18 protein-coding genes are annotated in these 13,398 nt (G+C 73.3%); 6 read left to right on the top strand and 12 right to left on the bottom strand.

Annotated elements, in window-relative coordinates; all coding sequences use genetic code 11:
* Nucleotides 1-5 precede the first annotated feature (5 nt).
* From IRY44_RS13285 to IRY44_RS13255, 7 genes are all read right to left on the bottom strand, one after another.
* Entirely contained in the window at nucleotides 6-2,069 is a 2,064-nt protein-coding gene (locus IRY44_RS13285; protein ID WP_194800685.1) for an amylo-alpha-1,6-glucosidase, read from the bottom strand.
* Complete coding sequence (locus IRY44_RS13280; protein ID WP_194800684.1) at nucleotides 2,069-2,440, bottom strand: SCP2 sterol-binding domain-containing protein; 372 nt, start codon at nucleotides 2,438-2,440, stop codon at nucleotides 2,069-2,071. Before IRY44_RS13280 ends, IRY44_RS13285 begins: the two co-directional genes overlap by 1 nt.
* A gap of 160 nt (nucleotides 2,441-2,600) precedes the next feature.
* Nucleotides 2,601-3,017, bottom strand: coding sequence for a CBS domain-containing protein (locus tag IRY44_RS13275; protein WP_030502240.1), 417 nt, complete (start codon nucleotides 3,015-3,017; stop codon nucleotides 2,601-2,603).
* Between the two features lie 65 nt (nucleotides 3,018-3,082).
* On the bottom strand, nucleotides 3,083-3,718 hold the full coding sequence (locus tag IRY44_RS13270; protein ID WP_228531971.1) for a TMEM175 family protein: 636 nt from the start codon (nucleotides 3,716-3,718) through the stop codon (nucleotides 3,083-3,085).
* A gap of 132 nt (nucleotides 3,719-3,850) precedes the next feature.
* Nucleotides 3,851-4,873 (bottom strand): aspartate-semialdehyde dehydrogenase, encoded by a 1,023-nt coding sequence (locus IRY44_RS13265; protein ID WP_194800682.1) that lies wholly within the window; start codon nucleotides 4,871-4,873, stop codon nucleotides 3,851-3,853.
* Nucleotides 4,874-4,970: 97 nt separating this feature from the next.
* Complete coding sequence (locus IRY44_RS13260; protein WP_194800681.1) at nucleotides 4,971-6,314, bottom strand: pitrilysin family protein; 1,344 nt, start codon at nucleotides 6,312-6,314, stop codon at nucleotides 4,971-4,973.
* Complete coding sequence (locus IRY44_RS13255; RefSeq protein WP_194800680.1) at nucleotides 6,314-7,603, bottom strand: pitrilysin family protein; 1,290 nt, start codon at nucleotides 7,601-7,603, stop codon at nucleotides 6,314-6,316. The genes IRY44_RS13260 and IRY44_RS13255 overlap by 1 nt, the downstream gene beginning before the upstream one ends.
* Nucleotides 7,604-7,688: 85 nt before the next feature.
* Between IRY44_RS13255 and IRY44_RS13250 the strand changes: the two genes are divergently transcribed.
* Entirely contained in the window at nucleotides 7,689-8,402 is a 714-nt protein-coding gene (locus IRY44_RS13250) for a phosphodiesterase (protein ID WP_194800679.1), read from the top strand.
* Here the strand turns inward: IRY44_RS13250 and IRY44_RS13245 are convergent.
* Nucleotides 8,377-8,598 carry a hypothetical protein gene (locus tag IRY44_RS13245; protein ID WP_013288141.1) on the bottom strand — a complete coding sequence of 74 codons (222 nt, stop codon included), beginning with the start codon at nucleotides 8,596-8,598 and terminating at the stop codon, nucleotides 8,377-8,379. The two genes, IRY44_RS13250 and IRY44_RS13245, sit on opposite strands and share 26 nt — an antisense overlap.
* A gap of 255 nt (nucleotides 8,599-8,853) precedes the next feature.
* Between IRY44_RS13245 and IRY44_RS13240 the strand changes: the two genes are divergently transcribed.
* From IRY44_RS13240 to IRY44_RS13230, 3 genes are read left to right on the top strand one after another with little or no spacing between them, the layout of a single operon-like run.
* Nucleotides 8,854-9,951, top strand: a complete 1,098-nt coding sequence (locus tag IRY44_RS13240; RefSeq protein ID WP_194800736.1) for a 3-deoxy-7-phosphoheptulonate synthase — start codon at nucleotides 8,854-8,856, stop codon at nucleotides 9,949-9,951.
* A 40-nt stretch (nucleotides 9,952-9,991) separates the two neighbouring features.
* Nucleotides 9,992-10,225: a hypothetical protein gene (locus IRY44_RS13235; protein WP_018786980.1), complete on the top strand. Its 234-nt coding sequence runs from the start codon at nucleotides 9,992-9,994 to the stop codon at nucleotides 10,223-10,225.
* 26 nt (nucleotides 10,226-10,251) lie between these two features.
* Nucleotides 10,252-10,461, top strand: a complete 210-nt coding sequence (locus tag IRY44_RS13230; protein ID WP_194800678.1) for a hypothetical protein — start codon at nucleotides 10,252-10,254, stop codon at nucleotides 10,459-10,461.
* A 60-nt stretch (nucleotides 10,462-10,521) separates the two neighbouring features.
* On the opposite strand, the gene IRY44_RS13225 is transcribed toward IRY44_RS13230, so the two are convergent.
* From IRY44_RS13225 to IRY44_RS13215, 3 genes are read right to left on the bottom strand one after another with little or no spacing between them, the layout of a single operon-like run.
* Nucleotides 10,522-11,061, bottom strand: a complete 540-nt coding sequence (locus tag IRY44_RS13225; protein WP_013288145.1) for a DUF1360 domain-containing protein — start codon at nucleotides 11,059-11,061, stop codon at nucleotides 10,522-10,524.
* 34 nt (nucleotides 11,062-11,095) lie between these two features.
* Nucleotides 11,096-11,413, bottom strand: coding sequence for an SRPBCC family protein (locus IRY44_RS13220; RefSeq protein WP_030502250.1), 318 nt, complete (start codon nucleotides 11,411-11,413; stop codon nucleotides 11,096-11,098).
* Complete coding sequence (locus tag IRY44_RS13215; protein WP_135241715.1) at nucleotides 11,413-11,706, bottom strand: DUF6158 family protein; 294 nt, start codon at nucleotides 11,704-11,706, stop codon at nucleotides 11,413-11,415. The genes IRY44_RS13220 and IRY44_RS13215 overlap by 1 nt, the downstream gene beginning before the upstream one ends.
* A gap of 124 nt (nucleotides 11,707-11,830) precedes the next feature.
* On the opposite strand from IRY44_RS13215, the gene IRY44_RS13210 reads away from it, so the two are divergent.
* Nucleotides 11,831-12,262: a hypothetical protein gene (locus IRY44_RS13210; protein ID WP_194800677.1), complete on the top strand. Its 432-nt coding sequence runs from the start codon at nucleotides 11,831-11,833 to the stop codon at nucleotides 12,260-12,262.
* 25 nt (nucleotides 12,263-12,287) lie between these two features.
* Complete coding sequence (locus tag IRY44_RS13205) at nucleotides 12,288-12,617, top strand: DUF3817 domain-containing protein (protein ID WP_194800676.1); 330 nt, start codon at nucleotides 12,288-12,290, stop codon at nucleotides 12,615-12,617.
* A 7-nt stretch (nucleotides 12,618-12,624) separates the two neighbouring features.
* On the opposite strand, the gene IRY44_RS13200 is transcribed toward IRY44_RS13205, so the two are convergent.
* A complete protein-coding gene (locus IRY44_RS13200; protein WP_194800675.1) occupies nucleotides 12,625-13,143 on the bottom strand; it encodes a DUF6232 family protein in 519 nt (172 codons plus the stop codon).
* Nucleotides 13,144-13,398: the final 255 nt, after the last annotated feature.

Here is a 13,398-nt window from a genome sequence, read left to right as displayed (position 1 = left end):
CGGGCTCAGTCGGCCAGTTCCTCGAGGTTGAGCCGGCCCCGGGCGAACGCGTCCACCCGGCCCCAGCGGCCCGGGATGTCAAGCACCTCGATCCGTCCCATGCCCACCGGCAGCCGCGGGTCGACAGCCAGGTGCTGCTCGTGCGGCTCCAGCCCGAGTATGGTGCGCAGCAGCAGCAGCGGTGCACCGGTGGACCAGGCCTGCGGGCTGCACGCGGTCGGGTACTCCACCGGGAACTTGGTCAGCTCGCGCTGGTAGCCGCCGAACGCCTCCGGCAGCCGGCCGTCGAAGTAGGTGGCCGCGTCGAGGATGCCGTTGGCGACGGTGGCGGCCTCCTCGGCGAAGCCGTACCGGCGCAGACCCCAGGCGACGAACGAGTTGTCGAACGGCCAGATCGTGCCGTTGTGGTAGCCGATCGGGTTGTAGCGGACCTCACCCTCGGCCAGCGTCCGCACCCCCCAGCCGGACCAGAGCCGGGGACCGACCAGATGCTCCGCGACCTTCGGCGCCCGCTCGTCGTCCACGATCCCGCTCCACAGCAGGTGGCCCATGTTGGAGCTGAGCACGTCGCACTGACGCCCGTCCGGGTCCAGGGCGAGCGCGTAGAAGCCGCGATCGGCGACCCACCAGTCGTTGTTGAAGCGCCGCTTCAGCTCCGCCGCCTCGCGTTCCAGCTGATCGGCGTACGCGGGGTCGCCCCAGAACAGCCGGGCCATCCGGGCGGCCCGCATCTTCGCGTCGTACGCGTACCCCTGCACCTCGCAGGTGGCCCGCGGGAACGGCGGCAGCGTGCCGTCGGCGTACGAGATGGAGTCCCACGAGTCCTTCCAGCACTGGTTCTCCAGGCCGGTGTCGGTGTTGCGCCGCTCGTACCAGATGTAGCCGTTGCCGAGCAGGTCGGCGTAGTCGTCGATCCACTTCAGCGCGGACCGGCACTCCTGTTCCAGCTCCTTCACAAGCGCGCCGTCGCCGCTCCACCGCTCGTACTCGTCGAGCAGCACCACGAACAGCGGCGTCGCGTCCACCGAGCCGTAGTACGGCGAGTGCGGCTGCTCCTCGAACGCCGCGGTCTCGCCGTACCGCATCTCGTGCAGGATCCGGCCCGGGTCCTCGTCCCGGAAGTCGTCGAACCGGGTGCCCTGGAGCGCGCCGAGGATCCGCAGCGTGGTCTTCGACATCTCCGGCGCGAACGGCAGCACCTGCAGGCAGGTGAGGATGCTGTCCCGGCCGAACATGGTCATGAACCAGGGCAGACCGGCAGCCGGCAGCGTCTGCCCGCCCAGCGACAGCGGCGAGAAGCGCAGCGCCGCGAGGTCGACGAGGCTCCGCCGGTACGTCGCGGCGAGTTCCTCGTGCTCGCTGTTCAGCTTCGGAGCCCGGCTGATCCACTCCTCCAGGTCGTGCTGGAGCGCGAGCCGCTCGGTGCCGTGCGCGCGCAGCCCCATCCGCAGGTCCCGGCCGCCCGGGCCGATCGCGAACGTCTGCACGTCGATGACGGCGTCCCACTGCTCGTTGGGTTCCAGCCGGATGCTCCAGGCGAAGCCGCGCTGGTCGTAGCGGGCCGGCTGGTTGGCGGAGACGAGCGTCTCGCGCCGGAAGTTGCCGCGCCGGTAGCCCAGGCGCAGCCGGTCCGACTCGGCCTCGGCGTAGTGCTCGCCCTTCTTGTTCAGGATCTCGTCCTTGACCTGGAACAGGTCGGCGAAGTCGGACCCGGCGTCCATCCGGACCTCCAGGTCGACCGGCTTCTCGTCGTGGTTGAGGATGGTCAGCGTCTCGCGGAAGCTGCCGCCGACCGCCCGTTCCCGGATGACCGACAGCTTCGCGTCGACGTAGTGCGTGGCCATGCCGGGTACCAGGAAGAACCGGGCCTCGTAGTACTGGAGGTCGTCGTAGGACAGCGCGTTGAGGCGCTCGCCGTTGACGGTGAGCACCCACTTCGACAGGTAGCGCGTGTCGAGCGAGAACAGACCGGTCGGCTCGCTCGGGGTGGCCTCGATGTCGCCGGTGTCCTCGCTGACCACGAACGTGTTGCCGTCCAGGATCCGGACGGTGTTGCCGCTGCCGGGCATCAGGCACCCCTCCCGCCGAACGTGTGGTGCGGTCCCCGGGAGTCCGGCGGGCCGGGGAAGACCCGCTCGACCTGAAGCACGAGCCGCAGGTCGCCGACGACAGTCATGTCGCCGCGCAGCAGCGCCGCGATGGCGTTCTCCTCACCACCGACCAGCTCGGCGAACAGGCGCGGCTCGGTGCCCACCACCGTGTCCGCCTCGCCGTCCTCCTGCCGGACCCGCAGCTTGCCGTGATCGATCTCCAGCAGCCAGTGCGTGGTGTGCGGACCCTCGTGCAGGTCGAAGCGGAGCGTTCCGGATGTCTTGACCAGCAAGGGTTCGAACCCCCGCCGATCCAGGTCCTCGAAGAATCTCGTGGTCATGTCCACCATCCGGGCGACTCCTCCCGCGATCCGCGGTCTCCCTGTCCGTGGCCCGTGTCCCCACCCGTTCCGCGGCCAACCTCGCCCGAAGCGGGTGAACGCGGCGCCACCGCGTGCACGCGCGACGCCGGCCCCCGAACCGGGAGCCGGCGTCATCGCGGCGGACAGGTCAGTTGTTGGGGTCGTCGGCGCTGATGTCCGCGAGCACCGACTGGGGTTCCCGCTCCACCGCCAGGTCACCCATCGAGATCAGGCCGATCAGGCGGCCGTCGTCGACCACCGGGAGGCGGCGGACCGCGTACGTGCGCATCAGGTCGGCGGCGGCCACCGCGTCGTCGTACTGGCTCACCGTCACCACGTCCTTGCTGGTGATCTGGTTGAGCCGGGTGGCGGTGGGGTCCATGTTCTCGGCCACGCCCCGTACCGTGATGTCCCGGTCCGTCACGATGCCGACCACGTTGTCGCCGTCGGTCACCACCACGTCGCCGATGGCGCTGTCGCGCATCTCCTGCGCTGCGGCGATGAGCGTGTCGTTGCCGTCCATCGTCACCAACCGGGTCGTCATGAACTCTCCGACCGTTGTCATGGTGCTTCCCCTCTCGGTGTCGGCACGGCCGTCTACCCGCCGCCGCAGGCGGGGTAACGCCCGCGTCACCGCCGGGGGTGCAGGCGCCGGCGCAGGTCGTAGGAGCCGTTGCTGGACAGCCCGTAGAAGATCGGCAGCAGCAGGAGCACCACCAGCGCCGCCGGCACGCTCAGCAGCACGCCCACCAGACCGGCGATCGCGTACGCGAGCACGCCGAGCAGGGCCCGGACGCGTTCGGCCTCGAAGAACCGGGCGGGGACGTGCGGCTCCAGCAGTTCCCGGTGCCGGCTCAGGTAGTGGTAGAGCCACAGCCAGGTGATCGACAGGATCACGCCGACCAGCGCGTACGCGGACACGGCAACCCGCTCGTCGAAGACGTCGCCCGCCTCCACGGCGCGGGAGACGAGCGCGGTGACGAACGGCAGCAGCGCCACGCTGAACAGCACGCCGAGGTTCGCCCAGTGCAGTCCCCGGTCGGCGCAGCGGACCCGGTGGAACGTCCCCTTGTGGTTCAGCCAGTTGACCGCCACGTACAGGTAGGACGTGACGTAGGCGAGGTAGACCGGCCACTGGTCGAGCAGCGCGCGCAGCATCCCGCCCGGCGCCGTCTCGGGCACCCGCAGGTCGAGCACCAGCAGCGTGATGACGATGGCGAAGACCGCGTCGCTGAACCCGACAGCCCGGCCCGTGTCCGAACGCATCCCGGCGGACTCGGTGTCCCCTTCAGCCGTCATCTGCACCCCCGCCTGCCGGCGCGGGCGGCCGGCGACCCGGCGGGCATACCCGCTGTGCGGGCGTCCGTGCCGGGTGGCAGGGCACGGACGCCCGACGGGTCAGCGCTCGGCGGCGACCAGCTCGGCGAGCTGCACGGCGTTGAGAGCCGCGCCCTTGCGCAGGTTGTCGTTGGCGCAGAACAACGCGAGCCCGTGCTCGACGGTCTCGTCGGCGCGGATCCGGCCGACGTACGTCGGGTCCTGGCCGGCCGCCTCCAGCGGCGTCGGCACGTCGCGCAGCGCCACGCCGGGCGCGCCGTCGAGCAGCTCGCGGGCCCGGGCCGGGTCGATCGGCCGGGCGAACCGGGCGTTGATCTGCAGCGAGTGGCCGGTGAAGACCGGGACGCGCACGCACGTGCCGGAGACCTTGAGGCCGGGGATCTCCAGGATCTTGCGGCTCTCGTTGCGCAGCTTCTGCTCCTCGTCGGTCTCGAAGGAGCCGTCGTCGACGATCGAGCCGGCGAGCGGGAGCACGTTGAAGGCGATCGGGCGGGCGAACGAGCGCGGCGCCGGGAACTCCACCGCGCCGCCGTCGAAGGCGAGCCCGGCGGCGTCCTCGGCCACCTTGCGGACCTGCTCGTCCAGTTCCGCCACGCCGGCCAGGCCGGCGCCGGAGACCGCCTGGTAGGTGGCGACGACGAGGCTGACCAGCCCGGCCTCGTCGTGCAGCGGGCGCAGCACCGGCATGGCGGCCATCGTGGTGCAGTTCGGGTTGGCCACGATGCCCTTCGGGCGGTCCGCGATCGCGTGCGGGTTGACCTCGGCCACCACCAGCGGCACCTGCGGGTCCATCCGGAACGCCGAGGAGTTGTCGATCACCACGGCGCCGGCCTCCGCGACCCGGGGAGCCAGCTCCTTCGCGGTGCCCTTGCCCGCCGAGAAGAGCACGATGTCCAGGCCGCGGTAGTCCGCGGTGGCCGCGTCCTCCACGGTGACCTCGCCGTCGCGCCAGGGCAGCGTGCGCCCGGCCGACCGGGCCGAGGCGAACAGGCGCACCTGCTCCGCCGGGAACTCGCGCTCCGCCAGCACCTGCCGCATGACGCCACCGACCTGGCCGGTGGCTCCCACAATGCCGATCCTCATGCCCGCGAGGCTACCCAGCCGGGCGGCGCGGGTGGGAAACGTTTCCCACCGCACGGATGCGGGGCGACGGGAATCACAGGCCCGCCGCCCCGTCCGGTCAGGTGTGGTCGACCACCTCACCGAGACCGCTGGCGACCAGCTCGTCCCGGATGACCGCCGCGTCCCCCTCGATCACCATGGTCAGCGACTCGGGGTGCAGGTAGGTCGCCGCGGCGGCGGAGACGTCCTCGACGGTCGCCGCGAGCAGTTGCTCACGCAGCCGCGCGTGGTAGTCGTCCGGCAGGTCGTGCACGACGAGCGTGGTCAGGGCCGCGGCGATGGCTCGAGGGCTCTGCAACTCGACCGAGAGCTGCCCGGCCCGCCAGGAACGCGCCACCTCCAGCTCGTCCTCGGTGACGCCGGTGAGCCGGGTACGCGAGATCTCGCCCACCGACTCGACGAGCGCCGGGGCGGTCACCGCGGTCTGCACGCCGGAGCTGACCGCGAACCGGCCGAACCGCCGGGACGAGGCGAAGTCGCCCCGGATCCCGTACGTGTACCCGCGTACCTCGCGGATCAGGTGGTTGAGCCGGGACGTGAACGCGCCGCCGAGCACGGTGCCGGCGAGCGTCATCGGCACGTGGTCCGGGTGGGCGCGGTGCGGGGACGGGTGGCCCAGCCGCAGCGTCGACTGCACCGAGCCGGGCCGGTCCACCAGGATGATCCGGCGCTGCCCGGCCAGCGGCACGTCGATCGGACCGCCGCGTTCCACCGGGCCGCCGCCGGCCCCGGCAAACGCCGTCGCGGCGAGCGCGTCCAGGTCGATCCGCTCCAGGTCACCGGCGACGACGAGCGTGCCGGGGCGGATGAACCACTCCGAGTGGAAGACGGTGACGTCGTCCACCTCCAGCGCGGCCACGCTGTCCGGGTCGCCGTAGAGCGGGCGGCCCCACCGGTGCTGCGCGCCGAACAGCTCGGCCCGCAGCACCGCGTCGGCGCGCGGGCCGGGGTTGGCCCAGTCCATCCGCAGCGCCGTCGCCTCGTCGTCGCGGACCCGCCGCACGTCGGCCGGGTCGAGCCGGGGCGTACGGACCGCCTCGGCCAGCAGCTCCACGGCGGCGGTCAGCCGGTCCACCGGCACCTGCACGCTCACCTGGAACGAGTCCCAGTCCAGCCCGGTCGACAGCTCGGTGCCGAGCGCCTCGATGGCCAGCGCGTACGCGGTGGCGTCCCGCTGCGCGGTGCCCTCCTCCAGCGCCTTCGCCAGCACCGCGCCGAGGCCCTCCTTGCCGACCGGCTCCCGGCCCGCGCCGCCGTCGAGCAGCAGCAGCGCGACGGCGAGATTCTGCCCGGGCAGGTGCGCGGCGACCACCTGACCGCCGGCCACCGTCCGCCGGACCACCTGCGGGAACCGGTAGGCGCGGGCGGCGCCGGGGCCGGGACGGGTGGCGATCAGCGACATCACTTCTCCTCGGGCAGGTAGGACAGGATCACCCGGTCGGCGGCGCCGAGCAGCTCGGCGGCCTGCTCGGCGATCTGCTCCGCGGTCACCGCGAGCCAGGCCGGCAGCCGGTCGGCCGCGCGGGCCGGGTCGCCGAACTGGGTGGCGTACCGGCCGAGCGTGTCCGCCCGTCCGTCCACGGTGGACATCTGCCGCCACCACATGGTGCTCAGCAGCGCCTTGGCGCGGTCCAGCTCGGCGGCGGTCACCGGCACGGTGGCCAGTTCGTCGACCACGTCGGCGAGCCCGTCGCGCAGCCGCTCGGCGCTCACCCCGGGCCGGGCCGTGGCGGTGGCGATCAGCGGGGCGGGCGCGTGCGCCAGGTCCACCCCGTACGCGCCGACCAGGTCCGGCTGGGCGATCCGCTCACCGTCGGCGAGTCGCTGGTAGAGCCGGCTGCCCCGGCCGCTGCCGAGCACCGTGGCCAGCACCGTCGTCACGTCGTACCCCTGGGTGCCGAACGGGTGGGTGCGGTGCGCGACGTAGACGCGGGGGGCGGGCACGTCGGCGGTGACCATCTCCACCGCCGGGCTGCCGGTGGCGGGCACGGTGCGGCCGTCCGGCGCGGCCGGGATGTCGGCCCGCGCGGCCAGGCCGCCGAAGTACTTGTCGGCGAGCCCGAACACCTCCGCCGCCTCGGTGTCGCCGACCACGGTGAGGACCGCGTTGTTCGGCGCGTAGTAGGTGCTGTGGAACTCCTGGAAGGTGGCCAGGTCGGCGGCGTTCAGGTCGGCCATCGACCCGATCGTGGCGTGGTGGTACGGGTGGCCCGGCGGGTAGAGCAGCGGCAGCAGGCGCAGCCACGCGTCGCCGTACGGCACGTTCTCGTAGCGCTGGCGGCGCTCGTTCTTCACCACGTCGCGCTGGTTGTCCAGCGTCTCCTGGGTCAGCGCCGGCACCAGCCCGCCCATCCGGTCGGCCTCCAGCCAGAGCGCCAGTTCCAGGTGCTCGGCCGGGACCGTCTCGAAGTAGTTGGTCCGGTCCGGGTTGGTGGTCGCGTTGAGCGAGCCGCCCGCGCCCTGGATCAGCTTCATGTGCTCGGTCTTCGCCACGTTCACCGAGCCCTCGAACATGAGGTGCTCGAAGAGGTGGGCGAAGCCGGTCTGTCCCGCCGGCTCGTGGCGTGAGCCCACGTCGTACCAGAGGTTGACCGCCACGGCCGGGGCGGTGCGGTCCTCGCTCACCACCACGCGCAGGCCGTTGTCCAGTCGGGTCGTCTCGATCGGCCAGGGGAAACCGCTGTCGGGCATGAGACGACGCTATCCGATCCCGGCGGCGGAAAGGTGACACGCGCGCCGGAGCATCGTCGGTGCGCGCCGGGGTACCCGTGCGGGCATGGCCGCCACCACACCCTCCGCCGTCGAGCGCGCCGCCGCCGCGCTGGCCCGGCTCCGGCACGCCCGGCTGCTGCACCCGGCCGGGCGCACGTTCGCCGGCGAGACCCGGATCTGGGGTACGCCGGGACCGCCGACCGGGGTGCCGCTGCTCGACCTGCCGGGCCGGTGGCCGGCCACGATCCGCCTGTCCAAGGGCGTGCCGACGCCGGGTGGCTGGCCGGACGTGCTGGGCGTGGCGGTACGGCTGCACCGCGACCCGGAGCCGCCGGTGGACCTGCTGTGGAGTTCCAGCGGCGCCGCGCCGGTGCTGCGGAACCTGCCGCTGCCCCGGCGGCGCTTCACCGGGACGTACACGTCGATCATGCCGTTCCGGGCCGGCGGGCGGCGGCTGTTCCTGGCCGTGCTGGCCGACCCGGAGTCACCCGACCTGGGTCGCGGCCTGGCCGGGGTGGGCGCGGCGGTCGCGGCAGACGAGCCCCGGCTGGTGCTGGCGGTCGCCTCGGCGGTGGGCCGGTGGCGGCCGTTCGGCGAGGTACGCCTCGACGACGAGCGCGGCGCCGCCGAGGACGCCGCGCTCGCGTTCGACCCGATCGGCAACGTGCCGCCGGGATTGCGTCTGGCCGGCCCGCTGGCCCGGCTGCGGGACGACAGTTACCGGGGTTCCCGCCGGGCCCGGGGCGCCGGGCTCAGTCGGGCGGCTCGACGGGGGTGACGGTCTGCTCGGAGGTGCGGTGCTCCAGCACCGTGTCGGGGGCGGCGTTCTGGTCCGCCTCGCGGATGTCGGACTCGGTGAGGATCGCGTCGGCCTGCGCCTCGGCGTCGTCGCTGCCCGCCGCCGCCTCCTCCGGCAGCAGATGCGCTCGGGACTCGATCCGTTCCTGGTCGCTCGGGTCATGGCTCGTGGTCATGCCGATCACATACCCCGCGTTCCGCACTTCGGAACGACAGCGGGCTTTCCGCCGCGCGTCGGGTACGCTGGCCGACGTGACGCGGTCGTATCGATGGTTTAGGCAGCCGGCTGGAGGAGCCGGTGACTCGACCATGAGCTGACGTCACTTACCTCTTCGAGCCGGCCGGGCAGGGATTCTTTTCCCTGCCCTTTCGTATGCGAGCAGCCGGCTCGATCCCCCGGACCCGGCACGGGGGCACGGTCGGCGGAAGGAATCCCCACCGTGACCACGTCCCAGGACGCCCATCGGGTCATCGACCAGCGCATCGACCGTGTGGTGCCGCTGACCACCCCGGCCCTGCTGCACCACCACCTGCCGCTCGAGACCCCGCTGGCCGAGGCCGTCGTGGCGGGCCGCCGTGCCGTCGGCCGGGTGCTGGACCGCGCCGACGACCGGCTGCTCGTCGTCGTCGGCCCCTGCTCCGTGCACGACCCGGCCGCCGCCCTGGAGTACGCGGGCCGGCTGCGCGAGGCCGCCGCCCGGGTCGCCGACGACCTGCTCGTGGTGATGCGTGTCTACTTCGAGAAGCCGCGTTCGACTGTGGGCTGGAAGGGCCTGATCAACGATCCGGCGCTGGACGGCTCCGGCGACGTGAACACCGGTCTGCGTACCGCGCGGGCGCTCCTGCTCGACGTGCTGCGGCTGGGCCTGCCGGTGGGCTGCGAGTTCCTCGACCCGATCACCCCGCAGTACATCGCGGACACGGTGGCCTGGGGCGCGATCGGCGCGCGGACGGTGGAGAGCCAGGTGCACCGGCAGCTCGCCTCCGGGCTGTCCATGCCGATCGGCATGAAGAACCGCCCGGACGGCAGCATCGCCACCGCCGTGGACGCGATCCGGGCAGCAGGGGTGCCGCACGTGTTCCCCGGCATCGACGTCTCCGGCACCCCGGCGATCATGCACACCCGGGGCAACGCGGACGGGCACCTGGTGCTGCGCGGCGGGGGCGGCCGGCCGAACTACGACGCGGAGTCGGTGGCCGGGGCGCTGGAGCTGCTGCGGGCGGCGGGCCTGCCGGAGCGGGTGGTGGTCGACGCCAGCCACGCCAACAGCGGCAAGGACCACCGCAACCAGCCGCTGGTCGCCGCCGACGTGGCCGCCCAGCTCGCCGCCGGTCAGCGCGGGATCGCCGGCATCATGCTGGAGAGCTTCCTGGTGCCCGGCCGGCAGGACCTGGACCCGACCCGGGAGCTGACGTACGGCCAGTCGGTCACCGACGCCTGCATCGGCTGGGACACCACGGCCGAGGTGCTGGAGCACCTGGCCCAGGCCGTCCGGGCCCGCCGGGCCACGCTCCCGGCCCGGGCCTGAGCGGGGTTGGGGCGAGTTTGACCGGTTCGGTGCCGGGTAGGTGGTCGGCGTGACCGATGACGCGCCCGTGACCGAGCAGCCCGACACGCGGCCGCTCGACGACCTGCTCGACGACATCTACCACGGCCAGGAGCGAATCACCCAGGCGGACATCTACCGCCGGGCGGTGGCCGCCGAACTCCCCGCGGAGCTGCTCACCCGGATCGCCGCGCTCCCCCAGGGCGAGTACGCGGCGGACGAGGCGGCCGATCTGCTGGGCGGCACGGTCGCCTGAGCCCCCCGCCGACGAGAGGACGCGAGATGACCCACCACGACCGCGAGCACGAGCACCTGGCGGCGCTCGGCCAGCCCCCGGAGGGCGTCGACACGCTGCCGGAGCCGGACTTCGCCAACGAGCACGACCGGACCGCCGTGGACCGGGACGTCGTCACCGGCGAGGACGAGGACGAGCGGGAGCCGGAGGCGTCGCGCGGCTGGGCCGGCGAGGACCACGGCACCACCCCCACCTGACGGTGGAGACAGACGAAAGGGGGCCGGCGCCCGCGCGCCGGCCCCCTTCGTGTCCGCGTGTCACGCCTCGTGGCGACCGCCCTCGGCCGCCTGCTGGGCGACCGCGTACCCCATCTGGAGGAAGTCGGAGGCGGCCACCGCGGTCAGCGCGGTGGCGACCAGCCGGGTCAGCCGGGGCGCCAGGACCAGGCCGCCGGTGAGCCCGGTGGCCACCCAGACCGCCAGGCAGAACGGGCAGCTCACCAGCTCGCCGAGCGCGTGCCGGGTCGGGCTGCCCTCGTCGCGGACCTGCTCCATCACCTCGCCGCTGCCGATCGGGTGGTCGTAGCGGGTGAACGGCGCCCGCAGCGGGCTGGTGATCGCATCCTTGGACAGCAGCCGGCTGAGCTTGTGCGTGGCGATCGAGAGCAGCACCACGTCCGCCGGCGTGGGCCGCTCGGGCACCGGCCGGCCGGTCGCCCGGACCAGGCCGACGAGCGCGGCCGTCACCCCCGCGTACGTGCCCATCGCCTTCAGGTAGCCCTCCAGCGGCCGATGCTCGTGCGGCGCGTACGCCTGGCGCAGGCGCGCCACCTTCTGCTTCAGGCCACTCCCGGTCAACCCGGCCTCCTCGTGCTCGTCGTGCGGGCCGGGCTCAGCCGGCGGTCAGGTTGTCGGCCACCTCGCGGTCGAGGTTGGCCAGGATCTCGTCGGCCAGGTCGTGGTCCGGCCCGGCCAGGTCCAGCCGCACCCGGGCGCCGCCCGCGCCGGCCGGCTCCACGTCGATCTCGGCGGACCAGTCCGCGGCGCTCCACCGGGCCCGCATGTCGTCGGCGTCGACGACCTCCACCCGGCAGGTGCCGGAGTTGCGCAGCCGCTCGGGCAGCCAGGCCGAGGAGCGGTCCGGATCAGTGGCGGTGTTGAACACCACCTCCGGCGGCGCGGACATGCCGCGCTCGGCGTGGCTGGCCATCAGGCGTCCCGCAGCCGGCTCGGGTCGACCTCCCGGCCGGGGTGCCGGGCCAGGTACTCCGTCTCCAGTTCGGCGGTGCGCCGCAGGTGGTTGGCGAGCGCCGAGTCGGTGGCGTGGCGCAGCGTGTCCAGCCGGGTGCGGTGCAGGCTCTGCATCTCCCGGACCAGGTCCTCGTCGCCCAGCTCCACCGGGTCCACCCCGAGCTGATCGCCGTCGACGGTGCGGGCGTGATCGCCGTCCCACTCCGCGACCCGCTGTTCCGGGCTCGCGTCCCGGCGTACCGATTCGGTCATCGTCGCCCCCTCGTCTCGTTCGGGTTGGCACCTGTTCGGATGCCCACCGGGCGTGTCACCAAACCACCGCCCGGACTACGACGCCGTGTCGGAGACACCCGGGAGTCCCGGTACTCTCGTCGGCATGGAACGGCTCTGGACACCGGCGTGGATCGTCCGCCACGTGGCCATGGTCGTGCTGGTGGCGGGTTGCCTCGGCATGGGCTGGTGGCAGGTCACCCGCGCCGCCGGGGGAAACGCGATCAGCTTCGGTTACGCGATCGAGTGGCCGGTGTTCGCCGGTTTCGTGATCTTCGTCTGGTGGCGTGAGGTCCGCCAGACGCTGCGGGCGACGCCGCCGGGCGACGCGCAGCCGGCGGCCGATCCGGCACCGTCGGCGGCCGCCGGCGCCGCGCCGGTCGCCACCACCCCTGCGGTACGCCGGCCGGTGCGCGTCGTGCGGGCGCCGGCCGCCCCGGCCGACGGGGCGGACGACGCGGAGCTCGCCGCGTACAACAGCTACCTATCCTGGTTGAACGCCAATCCGGGCGCCCGGCCCGGCGACTATCCCGGCTGAGGCCGGTGCGGAAGGACGGACGACGGTGGGCGGAGCCCTTACCCGGTACCGCGTGATCGCCTGGATCGTGGGCGTGGCGCTCGTGGTGCTGGTCCTGATCGGCATGCCGCTGAAGTACGGCTTCGACAACCCGAGCGTGGTGGGCGTGGTCGGCGTGGCGCACGGTTGGCTGTACATGCTCTATCTGGCGCTCACGTTCGACCTGTCCCGCCGGGCGAACTGGCCGCTGAAGCGGATGCTGCTGGTGATGCTCGCCGGCACCGTGCCGTTCGTCTCGTTCTACGCCGAGCGCCGGGTGAGCCACTGGGTGGCCGCCGAGGCCCGGCCGCGTACGCCGGAGCCGGTAGCGGGCTGACCGCCCGTCACCGGGCCGGCCGCCACGGCTCGGCCGCCGGCGGGTCGGCCCAGCCGCCCAGCCGCGCCGCCTCCCGGGCCCGCCCCAGCGCGCGGGCGACCTGGCCGAACTGCCGCTCGTCGTCGCTGCTGAACAGCAGCACCTCGGTGCCCCGCACCCGGCCCCACAGCTCGTGCGCCGGGGGCCGTACGCGGTCGCCGATCAGCACCAGCAGCATCGGCACCAGCCCGACGGCGCCGAGCAGGAGGTACGCCCCGGCGGTGAGCCGGTGCAGGCCGCCGGTGAAGCCGAGCAGCAGGCCGACCGCGGCGATCATCGCGGCGGACACGGCGACGGCCCGGATCGCGAGCCGGTCGTGCGGCCCGCGGTCGATCCGGAGCTGGGTGATCTCGGCCACCGGCCAGGTGTTGCGGCCGACGGTGAAGCGCTCGGCGGTGACCACGATGCCGGGCCGGGCGTAGAGCAGCCTGGGTCCGGCCGGTCGCGGCGAGCGGGGCGGCTGGGTGGCGGAGCGGTCGGTCTGCACGGCGGCCTCCCGGGAGCAGGGATCCCGTGGTGGGATTTCCCGTCCGGGCTTCATTGTGTTTGCCTCGCGCCACCTGACCTCGGGGTTTCGCCTGTCGCGGGTTGACCGGCCCGCGCGCGCCCGCCGGAAACAGAGAATGATTTCCGTCTTTGTCATGACTTCGCCTGGCGTGGCCTGGCGACATCCGCCCAGAACGACGAATCGGGCGAGTCGCCTCATCCACCCACCGGCTCCCCCTCATCACTTTCCGCCACT

This window comes from Micromonospora sp. ANENR4 (genome assembly GCF_015354395.1).
GTDB classification, from domain to species: Bacteria; Actinomycetota; Actinomycetes; order Mycobacteriales; family Micromonosporaceae; genus Micromonospora; species Micromonospora aurantiaca.
The sequence above is the reverse complement of the archived record's forward strand: the minus strand, read 5'-3'. Positions and strand labels throughout refer to the sequence as shown.

Coding starts and splice junctions, on each gene's coding strand:
- IRY44_RS13285 (WP_194800685.1), bottom strand. CDS start 2,069: ATGCCCGGCAGCGGCAACACCGTCCGGATCCTGGACGGCAACACGTTC.
- IRY44_RS13280 (WP_194800684.1), bottom strand. CDS start 2,440: ATGGTGGACATGACCACGAGATTCTTCGAGGACCTGGATCGGCGGGGG.
- IRY44_RS13275 (WP_030502240.1), bottom strand. CDS start 3,017: ATGACAACGGTCGGAGAGTTCATGACGACCCGGTTGGTGACGATGGAC.
- IRY44_RS13270 (WP_228531971.1), bottom strand. CDS start 3,718: ATGCGTTCGGACACGGGCCGGGCTGTCGGGTTCAGCGACGCGGTCTTC.
- IRY44_RS13265 (WP_194800682.1), bottom strand. CDS start 4,873: ATGAGGATCGGCATTGTGGGAGCCACCGGCCAGGTCGGTGGCGTCATG.
- IRY44_RS13260 (WP_194800681.1), bottom strand. CDS start 6,314: ATGTCGCTGATCGCCACCCGTCCCGGCCCCGGCGCCGCCCGCGCCTAC.
- IRY44_RS13255 (WP_194800680.1), bottom strand. CDS start 7,603: ATGCCCGACAGCGGTTTCCCCTGGCCGATCGAGACGACCCGACTGGAC.
- IRY44_RS13250 (WP_194800679.1), top strand. CDS start 7,689: ATGGCCGCCACCACACCCTCCGCCGTCGAGCGCGCCGCCGCCGCGCTG.
- IRY44_RS13245 (WP_013288141.1), bottom strand. CDS start 8,598: ATGACCACGAGCCATGACCCGAGCGACCAGGAACGGATCGAGTCCCGA.
- IRY44_RS13230 (WP_194800678.1), top strand. CDS start 10,252: ATGACCCACCACGACCGCGAGCACGAGCACCTGGCGGCGCTCGGCCAG.
- IRY44_RS13220 (WP_030502250.1), bottom strand. CDS start 11,413: ATGGCCAGCCACGCCGAGCGCGGCATGTCCGCGCCGCCGGAGGTGGTG.
- IRY44_RS13215 (WP_135241715.1), bottom strand. CDS start 11,706: ATGACCGAATCGGTACGCCGGGACGCGAGCCCGGAACAGCGGGTCGCG.
- IRY44_RS13210 (WP_194800677.1), top strand. CDS start 11,831: ATGGAACGGCTCTGGACACCGGCGTGGATCGTCCGCCACGTGGCCATG.